This is a genomic window from Streptomyces sp. NPDC048419 (assembly GCF_043200415.1).
GTDB lineage: Bacteria > Actinomycetota > Actinomycetes > Streptomycetales > Streptomycetaceae > Streptomyces.
The window spans coordinates 268,383-282,737 of record NZ_JBICXT010000003.1; the positions used below are offsets into that span (position 1 = coordinate 268,383).

General features: G+C 70.8%; 12 protein-coding genes. 8 read left to right on the forward strand and 4 right to left on the reverse strand.

The features are described from left to right. Positions 1-8: 8 nt before the first annotated feature. Positions 9-1,592, reverse strand: a complete 1,584-nt coding sequence (locus ACGFYN_RS08915) for an amino acid permease (protein WP_393865094.1) — start codon at positions 1,590-1,592, stop codon at positions 9-11. A gap of 226 nt (positions 1,593-1,818) precedes the next feature. Here ACGFYN_RS08915 and ACGFYN_RS08920 point away from each other — a divergent pair, with 226 nt between their 5' ends. The 3 genes from ACGFYN_RS08920 to ACGFYN_RS08930 all read left to right on the forward strand — a co-directional run bounded on the left by ACGFYN_RS08920 (position 1,819) and on the right by ACGFYN_RS08930 (position 4,400). Next, entirely contained in the window at positions 1,819-2,439 is a 621-nt protein-coding gene (locus tag ACGFYN_RS08920) for a PadR family transcriptional regulator (protein WP_393865095.1), read from the forward strand. Positions 2,440-2,610: 171 nt separating this feature from the next. Beyond that, positions 2,611-3,627 (forward strand): ATP-binding cassette domain-containing protein, encoded by a 1,017-nt coding sequence (locus tag ACGFYN_RS08925; protein WP_393865096.1) that lies wholly within the window; start codon positions 2,611-2,613, stop codon positions 3,625-3,627. Continuing rightward, positions 3,624-4,400 carry an ABC transporter permease gene (locus ACGFYN_RS08930; RefSeq protein WP_393865097.1) on the forward strand — a complete coding sequence of 259 codons (777 nt, stop codon included), beginning with the start codon at positions 3,624-3,626 and terminating at the stop codon, positions 4,398-4,400. The genes ACGFYN_RS08925 and ACGFYN_RS08930 overlap by 4 nt, the downstream gene beginning before the upstream one ends. A gap of 81 nt (positions 4,401-4,481) precedes the next feature. Here the strand turns inward: ACGFYN_RS08930 and ACGFYN_RS08935 are convergent, their stop codons facing one another. Further along, on the reverse strand, positions 4,482-5,330 hold the full coding sequence (locus ACGFYN_RS08935; protein ID WP_393865098.1) for a siderophore-interacting protein: 849 nt from the start codon (positions 5,328-5,330) through the stop codon (positions 4,482-4,484). A 100-nt stretch (positions 5,331-5,430) separates the two neighbouring features. Next, entirely contained in the window at positions 5,431-6,360 is a 930-nt protein-coding gene (locus ACGFYN_RS08940) for a 5'-3' exonuclease H3TH domain-containing protein (RefSeq protein WP_393865324.1), read from the reverse strand. A gap of 193 nt (positions 6,361-6,553) precedes the next feature. On the opposite strand from ACGFYN_RS08940, the gene ACGFYN_RS08945 reads away from it, so the two are divergent. From ACGFYN_RS08945 to ACGFYN_RS08960, 4 genes are all read left to right on the forward strand, one after another. After that, complete coding sequence (locus tag ACGFYN_RS08945; RefSeq protein WP_393865099.1) at positions 6,554-7,606, forward strand: glycine betaine/L-proline ABC transporter ATP-binding protein; 1,053 nt, start codon at positions 6,554-6,556, stop codon at positions 7,604-7,606. After that, complete coding sequence (locus tag ACGFYN_RS08950; RefSeq protein WP_393865100.1) at positions 7,599-10,211, forward strand: ABC transporter permease/substrate binding protein; 2,613 nt, start codon at positions 7,599-7,601, stop codon at positions 10,209-10,211. Before ACGFYN_RS08945 ends, ACGFYN_RS08950 begins: the two co-directional genes overlap by 8 nt. 684 nt (positions 10,212-10,895) lie before the next feature. After that, positions 10,896-11,462: a helix-turn-helix domain-containing protein gene (locus ACGFYN_RS08955; protein ID WP_393865101.1), complete on the forward strand. Its 567-nt coding sequence runs from the start codon at positions 10,896-10,898 to the stop codon at positions 11,460-11,462. A 5-nt stretch (positions 11,463-11,467) separates the two neighbouring features. After that, entirely contained in the window at positions 11,468-12,187 is a 720-nt protein-coding gene (locus tag ACGFYN_RS08960; protein WP_393865102.1) for a helical backbone metal receptor, read from the forward strand. Here ACGFYN_RS08960 and ACGFYN_RS08965 read toward each other — a convergent pair. Beyond that, the gene (locus ACGFYN_RS08965) at positions 12,099-13,280 is read right to left on the reverse strand and encodes a TDT family transporter (RefSeq protein ID WP_393865103.1); all 1,182 of its coding nucleotides are present in this window, start codon (positions 13,278-13,280) and stop codon (positions 12,099-12,101) included. The genes ACGFYN_RS08960 and ACGFYN_RS08965 overlap by 89 nt on opposite strands. Before the next feature lie 70 nt (positions 13,281-13,350). Between ACGFYN_RS08965 and ACGFYN_RS08970 the strand changes: the two genes are divergently transcribed. Continuing rightward, positions 13,351-14,262 carry a LysR family transcriptional regulator gene (locus tag ACGFYN_RS08970; protein ID WP_393865104.1) on the forward strand — a complete coding sequence of 304 codons (912 nt, stop codon included), beginning with the start codon at positions 13,351-13,353 and terminating at the stop codon, positions 14,260-14,262. Positions 14,263-14,355 lie beyond the last annotated feature (93 nt).

Here is a 14,355-nt window from a genome sequence, read left to right on the forward strand (position 1 = left end):
CTGGCCTCCTAGACTCCGGCGTCCTGGACCCCGGCTTCCTGAACGGCTGCTTCCGGTACGGCACTTCGGTCCGCCGTACGCCCTCGATACGACCGGTACGCCCGGTATCCGGCACCGGTCACGAGGGTCGCCGCGAGGAACAGCACCGTGAACCACCGGAAGTACCAGTGCCCGCCCGCCGGGTCGTACACCGCCGCCCGGGGCCAGGCCAGGTCGAGGGTCATGAGGAGGCCGTAGAGGAGGGCGAGGGCGTTGACCGGGACTCCCCAGCGGCCGAGGGAGAAGAGCCTGCCGCCGGTCTCGTCCGTGCCCTCCGTGGAGAACTCGCCGCGCAGCCGCCGGATCAGGAGCGGACCGGTGACCATCGCGTACGCCAGGTACAGCAGCACGATGCAGGTGGTGCCGATGGCCAGGAAGGCGTCCGGGGAGGCGAAGTCGAGCAGGAGCAGGGCGGCCGCGAGGACGCCGACCACCAGGGCCGGGGCGCCGGGCACCCCGGTGCGCCGGTTGACGTGGGCGAGCCGTGCGGAGAAGGGGAGCTGGCCGTCGCGAGCCATGGAGAACAGCATCCGGCAGGCCGCCGTCTGGATCGCCAGCGTCGCCACCGCGATCGCCACCACCACGTCCGCGAGCAGGATCTTGCCGACGCCGTCGCCGAGGCTGCTGGTCAGCACGTAGCTGAGCCCGTCGATCCCCAGGTGCCCGTCGGTCAGACTGGGCGCGGCGAGCAGGCCGCCGAGGACGACCAGGCCGCCGAGGAGCCCTGCCGCACCGAGCGCGGTGAGGATCGTGCGGGGCGCGGTGCGGCGGGGGTGGTGCGTCTCCTCGCTCATCTCGCCCGCGCTGTCGAAGCCGATCATCACGTAGGCCGCGGTGAACGACCCGACCAGCAGCGCCCCCAACAGGCCCGACCCTGTGGCGCCTTCGGTGTGGAAGGTGATGCCGGGGGAGCGCCGGGAGTGGGTCAGCAGCAGTACGACGATCAGGACCGCGCCGATGATCTCGGCGGTGACGCCGACGCGGTTGATCACGGACATCACACGGTTGTCCAGGATGTTCACCAGCGTGGTCAGCACCAGCAGGACCACGCCCAGCACCGCCGCGTTCGCCGCGCCGTCGGGCGAGGTGGGCGCCGGATCGGTGCCGACGATCTGGAAGCCCGGCCAGATTGCCGGCAGCACCATCTGCAGCGCCAGCGCCGCCGCAGCGACCACCACGATCTGCCCGATCACCATGATCCAGCCCGCGAACCAGCCGAAGGTGAGGCCTGACAGGCGCGAGGACCACTGGTAGACGGCGCCCGAGATCGGATAGCGGGCGGCCAGCTCCGCGAAGCAGGCGGCGACCGCCAGCTGCCCGACCAGCACCACCGGCCAGGTCCAGAAGAAGACGGGGCCGCCGAAGGCGTACCCGAAGGCGAAGAACTGGAAGACCGTCGTCAGTACGGAGATGAAGGAGAAGCCGGCCGCGAAGGAGGCGTAGCGGCCGAGGCTTCGATGCAGCTCCTGGCGGTAGCCGAACTCGGAGAGCGAGCCGTCGTCGGGGGAGTGGGGCGGGTCGGGGCGTACGTCGGAGGGGGCGGTAGTCGTCACGGCGGCACCTGCCTTCGGCGCGGATTCCTCTGGGCGCGGAATTCCTGTCGGGCGACAGAAATTAGGGACGGGCTGTTTCCTGCGCGTCACGCCGGCATGTCTACGACGGGCCCAAGTCCTCACGTGCTTGCCTCGCACCTGAAAACGCGATACATCGTGTGTATTGACGACTCCTTCCGGATCGCGATATGTTCGGCTACGGATATTCGGGAACGAGGTGATGGTCATGGCGAGGAAGCGCCGCAAGCTCAGCAACCCGCTGGCGCTGGCCGTGATGGTCACGCTCTGGCAGAAGCCGATGCATCCGTACGAGATCGCGCAGACGCTGCGCCGCCAGGGCAAGGACGTCAGCACGAAGATCAACTACGGCTCGCTCTACACGGTCGTGCAGAACCTCCAGAAGCACGGCTTCGTCGAGGTCGCCGACGTCGAGCGGCAGGGCAACCGCCCCGAGCGAACGGTCTACGGGCTCACCGAGGAGGGGCGGGACGAGATGGCCGACTGGCTGTCCGACCTGCTGGCCGTGCCCGCCAAGGAGTTCCCGATCTTCGAGACCGCGCTGTCGCTGGTCGGCGCCCTGCCTCCCGACGAGGTGGTGCGGCTGCTCGAGGAGCGGCTGCAGAACCTGGAGGTGGAGGTGGCGAGCGGGCGCGCGGCGCTGGAGAAGCTGTGCGAGACGCTGCCGCGGCTCTTCCTCGTGGAGGTCGAGTACCAGCTGCACATGGTCGAGGCGCAGGCGCGGTGGGTCCGCGGTTTCCTCGAGGAGATCGAGAAGGGCACACTGCCCGGTGTCGACGGGTGGCGCCACTTCCACGAAACGGGGGAGCTGCCACCGGAGTTCAGATAACGAGAAGGACCCCGGCCGGGCTGTTGCAGCAGCGTGGCCGGGGTCGCGAACCCCGAGCTGGATCCGCCGTGCGGCGGCTCCGGGCGATCGAGGTGCGGCACACCCAGGATAGCCCGGCGCTCCCGGCACGGACGGATCAGCTGTCATCCGCTCATCAGGAGAGCTGTCGTCATGAGTACTACCCGTGCGCCCGCAGTGGAGGCGCGCCAGCTGATCAAGACCTACGCCGGTGATGTCACCGCCCTGCGCGGCATGGACGTCACCGTCGAACCGGGCACCGTCTTCGGGCTCCTCGGGCCCAACGGCGCCGGCAAGTCGACCACCGTCAAGATCCTCACCACGCTCGCGAAGCCCGACTCGGGCGCCGCGACCGTCGCCGGGCACGACGTGCTGCGCCACCCCGACCGGGTGCGCCGCGCGATCGGCGTGGTCGCCCAGAGCTCCGGCGCCGACCCGGTCGCCACAGGCCGCGAGAACCTCCGACTCCAGGGCAGGCTCTACGGGTTGAAGGGCGCCGAGCTCGGCCGGCGGGTGGACGAGCTGCTCGACCGCTTCGGCCTCGCCGATGCCGCGAAGCGCCCGGTCAAGGGCTACTCCGGCGGGATGCGGCGCCGCCTCGACGTCGCCCTCGGCCTGGTGCACCGGCCCGAGGTGCTCTTCCTCGACGAGCCCACCACCGGTCTGGACCCGGAGGCCCGTACCGCGATGTGGGACGAGATCGACCGGCTGGCGGGCGAGGAGGGCCTGACCATCCTGCTCACCACGCACTATCTCGACGAGGCCGACCGGCTCGCCGAGCGCATCGCCATCGTCGACCGCGGCCGCGTCGTCGTCGAGGGCACGCCGGACTCGCTGAAGGGTGAACTGCGCGGCGACGCCGTCCATCTGGAGCTGCGGGAAGGGATCGGCGAGGCCGGCCGCACGCTCCTCAAGGGCGCCATCGGCCGGCTGTCCGGCCTGCACGAGGTGCTGGTCGACGGACGCCGTGTGAGCGTCCGCGCCGACGACGGGGCGGCGGCCGTACCCGCGCTGCTCGGGGCCCTGGAGCGGGCCGGGGTCGGGGTCGCCGCCGCGACCGTCGCCCGGCCCTCCCTCGACGACGTCTACCTCCGCTACGCCGGCCGCCGTTACTCCGAGGCCGACGCCGAAGCCACCGACAACCTCGTCCTCGCCGGAGGTGCGCAGTGAGCACGGCCGTCTCCCAGACCTGGTACATGACCCAGCGCCAGCTGATGGTGTTCACCCGGCAGCCCGCGTACGCGATCATCACGCTGATCCAGCCGGTGATCTGGCTGTTCCTGTTCGGCAACCTCTTCAAGAAGGTCGTCGAGCTGGGCGGCTTCGGGACCACCAGCTATCTCGACTACCTGGTCCCGGGCGTGGTCGTGATGAGCGCCCTCAGCTCCAACATGTGGGCCGGCATGGGCACGTTGGAGGAGATCCAGCGGGGCACGCTCAACCGCTTCCTGACCACACCGGTCAGCCGGGCGGCGCTGATGAACGGCAACGTCGTCAACAACGGACTGATCACCGCCTTCCAGTCGGTCGTCATCGTGCTGCTCGCGCTGGCGGGCGGCGCGGACTACCCGGGCGGCATCGTCGGGATCGCGGTGCTGGTCGTCGCCTCCGTGCTGCTCGGCACGATCTTCGGGGCGCTGTCCAACGCGCTGGGCATGCTGGTGCAGGAGCGGGAGTCGATCATCGGCATCAACACCTTCCTGCTGCTGCCGCTGACGTTCCTTTCGAGCGCCTTCATGGCACCGTCCCAGATGCCGGGCTGGATGCAGCACATCGCCGACTTCAACCCGCTCGACTGGGCGATGGTGGCGGGCCGTTCGGCCATGTCGGAGGACCCGGACTGGGGCGACGTGGTCGGCCGCGGCGGGGCGCTCCTGGCGCTCGCGGTGGCCGCGGTGTGGCTGTCGATCCGCACGTTCCGGTCGTACCAGCGGAAGGTGTGAGCCAGGGCGTACGCAAGGCGAAGGGGCGGCACCTCGTCGAGGTGCCGCCCCTTCGGGACGTCTCATGTGCCGGGCGCCGTCTCACGCCGCGGACGCCGAGCCCTCCTGCTCCTGCTCGATCCGGGCGTTCCAGTCCCGCTTGGAGGCCTGCCAGCCGTCCTCGTTGTGACCGAGCCGCCAGTAGCCGGAGATGGACAGGTCCTCGCGCGGGATCTGGAGCTCGACGCGCAGCAGCTGGCGCAACTCCTTCACGAAGTGCGCCTCGCCGTGCACGAACGCGTGCAGCCGGCCCCCGGGGAACTCCAGCGCGCGCACGGTCTCGCTGAGCAGCTCGCCCACCGGGCGCTCGCCGCGGTGCAGCCAGACGACCTCCACGTCGGAGTCGATCTTCTGCTCCTCCTCGGGGCCGGAGACCTCGACGAAGGCATGGGCCGTGACGCCGCCGGGCAACGACTCCAGGGAGCGGGCGATGGCGGGCAGCGCGCTCTCGTCGCCGACCAGCAGATGCCAGTCCGCGCTCACGTCGGGGGCGTAGGCGCCACCGGGACCCATGAAGGGCACGGTCTCGCCGGGCTGGACGCGCGCGGCCCATGGGCCGGCCAGGCCCTCGTCGCCGTGGATGACGAAGTCCAGCGTCATCTCGCGGGACTCCGGGTCCCAGGCACGCACGGTGTACGTCCGCGTCACCGGCCACTGCTCGCGCGGCAGGTCCTCGCGGATGCGCTCCAGGTCGAAGGGCTCCGGATAGGTCACCCCCGCGTCCGGGGGGAACAGCAGCTTCACATAGTGGTCGGTGCAGGTGTCGGCCGCGAAGCCGGCCAGCCCCTCGCCGCCGAGGACCACGCGCTGCATGTGCGGGGTCAGCCGCTCGGTGCGGACGACCTGCGCAAACTGCGCCCTCCGCGGCTTCCGAGCCGGACGTTCTGCCATGGCGACCTCCCGCGTTCCATGCTTAGGCTTACCTAAGTTAGCACCTCTCCTGTCGTCAACACGCTATCCGCCCCCACAATTCAGCGAGCGAGGACATGGTTCACGCGTCCAGCGTGGTCAGCAGGCGCTGCAGCGAACCGCCGAGACCCCACCGCGTCGCCAGCTCTTCCAGCGCCGCCTTGTCGCGTGGGGCGTGCGGCAGTGCCGTGTCGACGTCCGGCAGCGGGACGTCGCCTGCGACCTTGACGACCGTCGGCGCGACCGCGACGTAGGGCCGCGACTCGTCGAGCCGCCTGCGCTGCGACGGTGTGAGCTTCGCCTTCGGGTCCTCGACCGCGGCCATGATCCCGGCCAGGTCCCCGAACTCGGCGAGCAGCTTCGCCGCCGTCTTCTCGCCGATGCCGGGCACGCCCGGCAGCCCGTCGCTCGGGTCGCCGCGCAGCAGCGCCAGATCCACGTACCCCTTGCCGTCGACCCCATACTTCTCGCGCAGCCACGCCTCGTCGGTGAGCTGCAGCGTGCCGACGCCCTTGAGGGGGTAGAGCACGCGCACCCCGCGCGCGTCGTCCACCAGTTGGTACAGGTCGCGGTCGCCGGTGACGATGTCGACGGGGCCCTTCGCCCGCGCGGTGAACGTGCCGATCACGTCATCCGCCTCGTACGACTCGACGCCCACGCGCGCGATGCCGACCGCGTCCAGAACGGCCTCGATGACCGGCACCTGCGGGGAGAGGGTGTCGGGCACCTCCTCCTCGTCCGGTCCCGCCGCGCGCTCCTGTGCGACGCGGTGCGCCTTGTACGAGGGGATCAGGTCGACCCGCCACTGGGGGCGCCAGTCGGCGTCCATGCAGGCCACGAGGTGGTCGGGCCGGTGGTCCTTGACCAGGCGGTCGATGAATTCCAGCAGCCCGCGCACGGCGTTCACCGGTGTGCCGTCCGGGGCCCTCACGGACTCCGGGACGCCGAAGTAGGCGCGGAAGTAGAGCGAGGCGGTGTCGAGGAGCATCAGTCGTCCGGTCACGTCTCGCATCATGCCGTACCCCACCGACAGTCACCCGGCCACGACCCTTGCGTGACAGATGTAAGCGCCTTGTGAAGTGGCCCACTGCCGCGTTTGGACTGGACCACTCGGGGCAGGCGCCGCCCCGGAGCGATGCGGTTGCACCTTCAACGGTTTGCGCCGCGTCGCCCCACTGTCCCTGTCGCCGAGGCAAGAGGTCCGCGTGTCATCCAGGCTAGAGGCCGAACATCTCTACAAGGTGTTCGGCAGACAACCAGTCAAGGCGGTCGAGCGGCTCCGGCAGGGTGCCGATCGCGAGGAGTTGCGTGCCGAGGGCACGACCGCTGCCGTGATCGATGCCTCCTTCACCGTGGAACCGGGCCAGATCTTCGTGGTCATGGGCCTGTCCGGATCCGGCAAGTCCACGCTGCTGCGCATGCTCAACGGCCTGCTGGAGCCGACCGACGGACGCGTCCGCTTCGACGGCCAGGATCTGACCGGGCTCGGCGCCCGTGAGCTGCGCGAGGTCCGTGCCCACAAGATCAGCATGGTCTTCCAGCACTTCGCGCTGTTCCCGCACCGCAGCGTGCTCGAGAACGCGGCCTACGGCCTGGCCGTGCAGGGCGTGCCCCGCGCCGAGCGCGAGAAGCGCGCCGGCGAGGCGCTGGCCCTGTGCGGTCTGGCCGGCTGGGAGAAGTCCTGGCCCGACGAGCTCTCCGGCGGTATGCAGCAGCGCGTCGGCCTCGCCCGCGCGCTCGCCACGGACGCCGATCTGCTGCTGATGGACGAGTCGTTCAGCGCGCTCGACCCGCTGATCCGGCGCGACATGCAGGACCAGCTGCTGCAGCTCCAGCAGACCCTGAAGAAGACGATCGTCTTCATCACCCACGACCTCAACGAGGCCATGCGCCTGGGCGACCGCATCGCCGTCATGCGCGACGGCCGGATCGTCCAGACCGGCTCGGCCGAGGACATCCTGCTGCGGCCCGCGAACGACTACGTGGAGTCCTTCATCCAGGACGTCGACCGCTCCCGCGTGCTGACCGCGTCCGCCGTCATGGACCGGGACGTCCGCGGCGACGAGGCCGACTGCGGCTGCGAGAGCGACTGCGAGACCGCGACGCCCGACACGCCGTTCACCGAACTCTGCGCGATCAGCGCCCGGTTGTCGCACCCGGTGGCCGTACTCGACGACAAGCGCAAACTCGTCGGAGTGGTCCAAAGGCAGCGCCTCGTCGGCTTCCTCGGCGACGAGAAGGCGGTGGCCCGTGCCTAGAATCCCCCTCGGCAACTGGGTCAACGACATGGTCGACTGGCTGCTGAACCACGCGGCCTGGCTCTTCGACTTCTTCAAGACCGTCTTCACGGGCACCTACGACGGCATCAACGCCGTCCTCCAGGCGCCCCAGCCCCTGCTGCTCGCGGGCATCTTCGCGGTGCTCGCCTTCTGGCTGCGCGGCACGCTCGCCGGCGTCCTGACCTTCGTGGGCTTCGCCTTCATCGACTCCCTCGAACTGTGGGACGACGCGATGGTGACGCTGTCGCTCGTCCTGGTCGCCACGATCATCGCGCTGGTGATCTCGGTGCCGGTGGGCATCTGGGCCGCGCGCTCCAACCGGGTCAGCGGACTCGTCCGCCCCGTCCTGGACTTCATGCAGACGCTGCCCGCGATGATCTACCTCATCCCGGCGATCCTGTTCTTCGGCACCGGCGCCTCCGCCGGCATCGTCGCGACCCTGATCTTCGCGCTCGCCCCCGGCGTGCGCATGACCGAGCTGGGCATCCGGCAGGTCGACAAGGAACTGGTGGAGGCCGCCGAGGCGTTCGGCACGACGCCTCGCGACACCCTGCTGCGCGTGCAGCTGCCGCTCGCGCTGCCGACCGTCATGGCCGGCGTCAACCAGGTCATCATGCTCGGTCTGTCCATGGCCGCGATCGCCGGCATGGTCGGCACCGGCGGCCTCGGCGGCGACGTCAACGAGGCCATCGGCCAGCTCAACGTCGGCCTCGGCTCCGAGGCCGGCGTAGCCATCGTGATCCTCGCGATCTACCTCGACCGCATGACCGGCGCCCTGGGCACCCACGTCTCCCCGCTGGGCCGCCGCGCCGCCGCCAAGGCGCGCGCCGCGCACGGTCTGAAGCTGTGGTCGTACCGGCCGAGCCCGCAGATCGCCGTGGTCGGCGTGGTGGTCCTCGCCCTCGTCGCGGGCGGCATGGGCATGTTCGGCGGCAACTCGGGCGGGTCCGCCGACGTCGCCGACGGCAAGAACGTCGGCCAGGGCAAGAAGATATCCATCGGCTACATCCCCTGGGACGAGGGCGTCGCCTCCACCTTCCTGTGGAAGGAGATCCTGGAGCAGCGCGGATACCAGGTCGACGTCAAGCAGTTCGACGCCGGCCCGCTCTACACCTCCCTCGCCCAGGGCAACGTGGACTTCGAGACCGACTCGTGGCTGCCGACGACGCACGCGCAGTACTGGAAGAAGTACGGGAGCGAGCTCGACGACCTCGGCTCCTGGTACGGCCAGACCTCGCTGGAGCTGACGGTCCCCGCGTACATGAAGGACGTCAACTCCCTGGAGGACCTCAAGGGCAAGGCGTCCACCTTCGGCGGCAAGATCACCGGCATCGAGTCCAGCGCCGGTGAGATGGCCCTGCTCAAGAGCAAGGTGCTGAAGGCGTACGGCCTCGACAAGGAGTACAAGGTCGTCGACAGCTCCACGCCCGCGATGCTGGCCGAACTCAAGCGCGCGTACAGCAAGCAGGAGCCGATCGTCACCACGCTGTGGTCGCCGCACTGGGCGTACAACGACTACAAGCTGAAGAAGCTCAAGGACCCCAAGGGCGCCTGGGGCAAGGGCGACGGCGTGCACACGCTCTCCCGCAAGGGCTTCGCGAACGACAACCCCGTCGTCGGCAAGTGGCTGAAGAACTTCAGGATGACCGAGAAGCAGCTCACCAGCCTCGAGGCCGAGATCAACAAGGTGGGCAAGGGCAAGCAGCAGGACGCCGTGCGCGCCTGGCTGAAGAAGAACCCGGGCGTCGTCGACAAGCTGGCCCCGGTCTCCGGCGGCGCGGCCCCGGCCGAGGCCAAGCGGGCCGTGAACGTGGCCTGGTTCCCCTGGGACGAGGACGTCGCCGTCACCTACCTGTGGAAGAACGTCCTGGAGCGGCGCGGCTACAAGCTGAACCTCAAGCAGATGGACGTCGGCCCGGTCTACACCGGCCTCGCCTCCGGCGACCTGGACGTCAACTTCGACGCCTGGCTGCCGTATGCCCAGAAGAACTACTGGGACAAGAGCAAGGACAGCCTCAAGGACCTGGGCACCTGGTACCGGCCGACCTCGCTGGAAGTCGCCGTGCCCTCGTACGTGAAGGGCGTCAAGTCGCTGGAGGACCTCAAGGGCAAGGCGAGCACCTTCGACGGGAAGATCATCGGCATCGAGCCGGGCACCGGCGAGATGAACCTCCTGAAGACGAAGGTCCTGCCGGGCTACGGCCTGGACAAGGAGTACAAGGTCGTCGACGGCTCCACGCCGGCGATGCTGGCCGAGCTGAAGCGCTCCTACGCGCAGAAGAAGCCCGTGGCCGTCGTGCTGTGGTCGCCGCACTGGGCCTACAGCCGCTACGACCTCACCAAGCTGAAGGACGACAAGAAGCTCTTCGGCGAGGGCAACACGATCCGCACCATCACGAACGAGAAGTTCACCGGGCAGTACCCGCAGCTCACCAAGTGGATCAAGGGTTTTCACATGAGCGAGGGCGAGCTCGGCAGCCTGGAGAGCGAGATCAACCAGCAGGGCCAGGGGCATGAGGAGCAGGCGGTCGCCGCGTGGGCCAAGAAGCACCCCGACGTGGTCGGCCGGATGACACCGCAGTGACCCCGGATACGAAAAGGATCCGGCCAACCACATAGCGCTACCTCTTCACCCGAGCCTCACCGCCCACCTGTCCGGGGCGCCGACGGCTCCGCGCCCCCGCGGCGCGGTGCCGACGGCGCCCCGGGCGCGTTTTCGGCGCCGGTCGGCCGGGCTCCGCAGCGCCAACTTCCGGTTGTGACAAGGAACTTCCCCGTCATTCGCGCAAACCCTGATCACGGGCCTGATCGCACCCCCAGAGGCAGGGCGATGCGCCGGGAACACCCACGAGCCCCGGCGCATTGAAACCAAGTAGGGAGTTCTCGCCCCGCCGTAGTTCGCCGGCGCCGCGGGGCTCGCCGAGGCCGCGGACACGCGCCCCCGATTTCGCCGCCCGGCGGGCCGGCCGGCCCGTGATCCGGTGTCCGGACCACGGCCCGGCCGACACCGCCCCGCCGACGTCCAGGCCGGCCGGCCGGCCCGCCTGGTCAGGTACTTCGTCCCGAAGGAGGTATCGGCACAGCCGCTCGGTATTGCTCATCGGCCGTCAGGATTTGGCGAATTGACCGCATGCTGTGTTTACGAGGATGTGACGGGCACGTGAAACGGTTTGCCGAACCTGCGTAAGGTGCAGAGAACTCATCAGAAGTACCGCGCGCGAACGGCGGTGCGGGAAACGGACCACGACACAAGGAGGGAGCCGGAGCGATGGGCGACCACAAAGAACAGCCTTTGCGTGTCGGCGCGGCCGTACGGCGCCGTCGCCGGGCGCTGCAGCTCACCCTCGCCGTCGTGGCCGACCGCAGCGGCCTGTCGGTTCCGTTCCTGAGCCAGGTCGAGAACGACCGCGCACGGCCCAGCCGAGCCTCGCTCGAGAAGGTCGCCGACGCTCTGCGCACCACCGCCGTCGAACTCCTCGCGGCCGCCGACCCGGCGTGCAGCGTCGACGTCGTGCGCGCCGAGGTGTGCGAGCCTGCCGAGGAGCCGCGGCAGCGGTCCCTGGTGCGGGGTCATCACCAGATGCACGCCTCGGAGTTCACCGGGGACCACGACGCGGGCCGTGAATTCCAGTACCGCAACGACCAGTTGATGTACGTCGCCGACGGCGCCGTGGAGATCGAGGCGGAGGGGCGCGCCTACCGCCTCGGCCGCGGCGACACGCTCTATCTGACGGGCGGCGTGCGCCACCGGTGGCGGGCGACGGTGTCGGACACGCGCGTGATCGTCGTCGCGGTGGCGGAGCACGTCGAGGCGGTCCAGAACCGGTCGCGCTAGTGCCGGTGCGCGTCGTCTCCCTCGTCCCGTCGCTGACCGAGGCGGTGGCTCTCTCGGCGCCCGGCGTTCTCGTCGGCGCGACGGACTGGTGCACCCACCCCGCTGACCTCGATGTCCCGCGCATCGGCGGCACCAAGAACCCGAAGCTCGACCGCGTTCTCGCCCTCGCCCCCGACCTGGTGGTCGCGAACGAGGAGGAGAACCGCGAGCCCGACCTGGCTGCCCTGCGCGCGGCGGGCGTCGAGGTCCTGGTGACCGAGGTGCGGGATGTGGCGCGGGCCTTCGGGGAGCTGGAGCGTGTGCTCCGGGCGTGCGGGGCGGCCTCCCGGCCGCGCTGGCTGGACGAGGCGGAGCGCGCCTGGTCCGAGCTGCCCCCGCCGGAGCGCCGCACGACGGCCGTGGTGCCGATCTGGCGCCGCCCCTGGATGGTGCTGGGCCGCGACACCTTCGCCGGTGACGTCCTCTCCCGCCTCGGTGTCGACCACGTCTACGCGGCCCACCCCGACCGCTATCCCCGCATCCCCGTCGAGGAGCTGCGGGCGGCGGCGCCGGACGTCGTCGTCCTGCCGGACGAGCCGTACCGCTTCACCGCCGGGGACGGACCGGAGGCGTTCCCCGGGCTGCCGTGCGCCCTGGTCAGCGGACGTCATCTGACGTGGTACGGGCCGTCGTTGGCCGAGGCTGCGCGGGTGCTGGGCGGGGCGCTGCGAGCAGCTCGCCGCTGACCAGGCCGCGGGCCGTGTGCAGGGCGGCGGTGCCCCAGGCGGCGACGAGCAGGAGATACAGGCCGACCGCCAGCCAGTCGTAGGCGAGGAGCCCGGTGCGGCGGGCGAGGGCCTCGGCCCCCGTGACGCACGTCCCGACGGGGAAGGTGAACGCCCACCACGTCATCGAGAAGACCATGCCGTGCCGGCGCGCCCGCACCACATGCGCGGCGGCGAACGCGAGCCACAGCAGCGCGAAGCCCATGACCGGCACGCCGTACAGGACGGCGAGGACGGCGAATCCTCCGCCGTACGGCGGAGGTACGGCACCGGGCGCGGCGTCCGCGAGCTTGCCCACAGCTGTCGTGGACTGGCCGAGCGGGCCCAACACCAGGAACAGGGCCGGGGTCAGCGCGAGCGGCAGCGGCCCGCCGGTGATCAGCCGGGCGAAGATCACCGGGAGCATCACCAGGGTCGCGAGCAGGCTCAGCCCGAACATCGCGAAGCAGGCGAGGAGCAGCGTCGCCCGGGGCTGTCCCGGTGGCAGATGCGGCACGAGCAGCGGCCCGACCGCCGCGGACACCATGGGGGCGACGAGCGGCAGCAGCCAGACGGGCGACGCCTGCCCGGGCTCGATCCGGTGCCGTACGGCCATCAGATACGGCACCGCCACGGCGGCCGCCAGCCCGACCACCGTCCCGGCGGTGAACAGCACGGAGTCGAGGGCGACGGCGGCCCGCAGGCCGATCCAGTCCCGGCCGACGGTCATGGCACCGCCGCCGACGGCCAGCAGACCCATGGACAGACAGCCGTAGAAGGGCGCCGCGGCCGGGTCGAGGAGATGGGCGCGCGCCTGGTCGCGGTGGTACGTCCAGTGCAGGGCGCGGGCGGCCAGCAGGGCGAGGAGGAGTCCGAGGGAGAGCGCCCACACGGCGGCGCAGGCGGTGCGCAGGCCGGGGACGTGCAGGGGGAGGGCCGTTCCCGCGGTGCCGACGATGGCGGTGCCCATGACGGAGGCGTACCAGTTGGGTCCGAGGTGACGGACGGCCGTGGCGCGGGGGACACGTGGGGCACGTGGGGTGGCGTGCGCAAGGTGCTGGGCTGCGGTGACCATGTCCTCACGGTCTCGCCGTCCGGGACGGGCGACCAGGGAGCACCGCTCTATCAGGGCATAAGCTGGGTTTATGAGCGAAGTGGAGACGCAGGGCTCGCTGTCGCATCGGGTGCCGGATCTGGGTGCGCTGGAGCTGCTGCTGGCGGTGGCGCGGCTCGGCAGTCTCGGCGGGGCGGCGCGCGAGCTCGGCATCACGCAGCCCGCTGCCAGCAGCCGGATCCGTTCGATGGAACGGCAGTTGGGCGTGGCCCTCGTCGACCGGTCACCGCGGGGCTCCCGGCTCACCGACGCCGGCGCGCTGGTCACGGACTGGGCGCGGCGGATCGTGGAGGCGGCGGAGGCGTTCGACGTGGGGGCGCAGGCGCTGCGGGACCGGCGGGACTCGCGGCTGCGGGTGGCGGCGAGCATGACGATCGCCGAGTATCTGCTGCCGGGCTGGCTGCTGGCGCTGCGCGCCCAGCGCCCGGACACGGCGGTGTCGCTGCTGGCCGGCAACTCGGCGGCGGTCGCCGAGCAGCTGCTGTCCGGCCAGGCGGATCTCGGCTTCGTGGAAGGGGTCGACGTGCCGCACGGCCTCGACTCCGCGGTCATCGCCCGTGACCGTCTCATCGTGGTGACGGCGCCCGCCCATGCGTGGGCACGGCGGCGGAAGGCGCTGGCCGCCTCCGAGCTGGCGGCGACCCCGCTGATCCTCCGGGAGAAGGGCTCCGGGACCCGGCAGGTCCTGGACGCGGCGCTCGGCGGTCTGGCGCGCCCCTTGATCGAGCTCTCCTCGACGACCGCGGTCAAGGCGGCGGTCGTGAGCGGAGCGGGTCCCGCGGTCCTGAGCGAACTGGCCGTGGGCGAGGAGCTGGCGATGCGGCGGCTGGTGCGGGTGCCGGTGGAGGGGGTCGCCCTCGCGCGCGATCTACGGGCGGTGTGGCCCACGGGCCATCGACCGGCGGGCCCGGCCAGGGAACTGCTGTCGCTGACGCGGGGCTAGGGGGTGTCTGACAATTCCCGTCGTCCGCCCGGAGGGCGGGCCTCGCGGCGTCTGGTGCGTGCGATCGCAAGGCGCCGGACCGCTCGCGTGGCG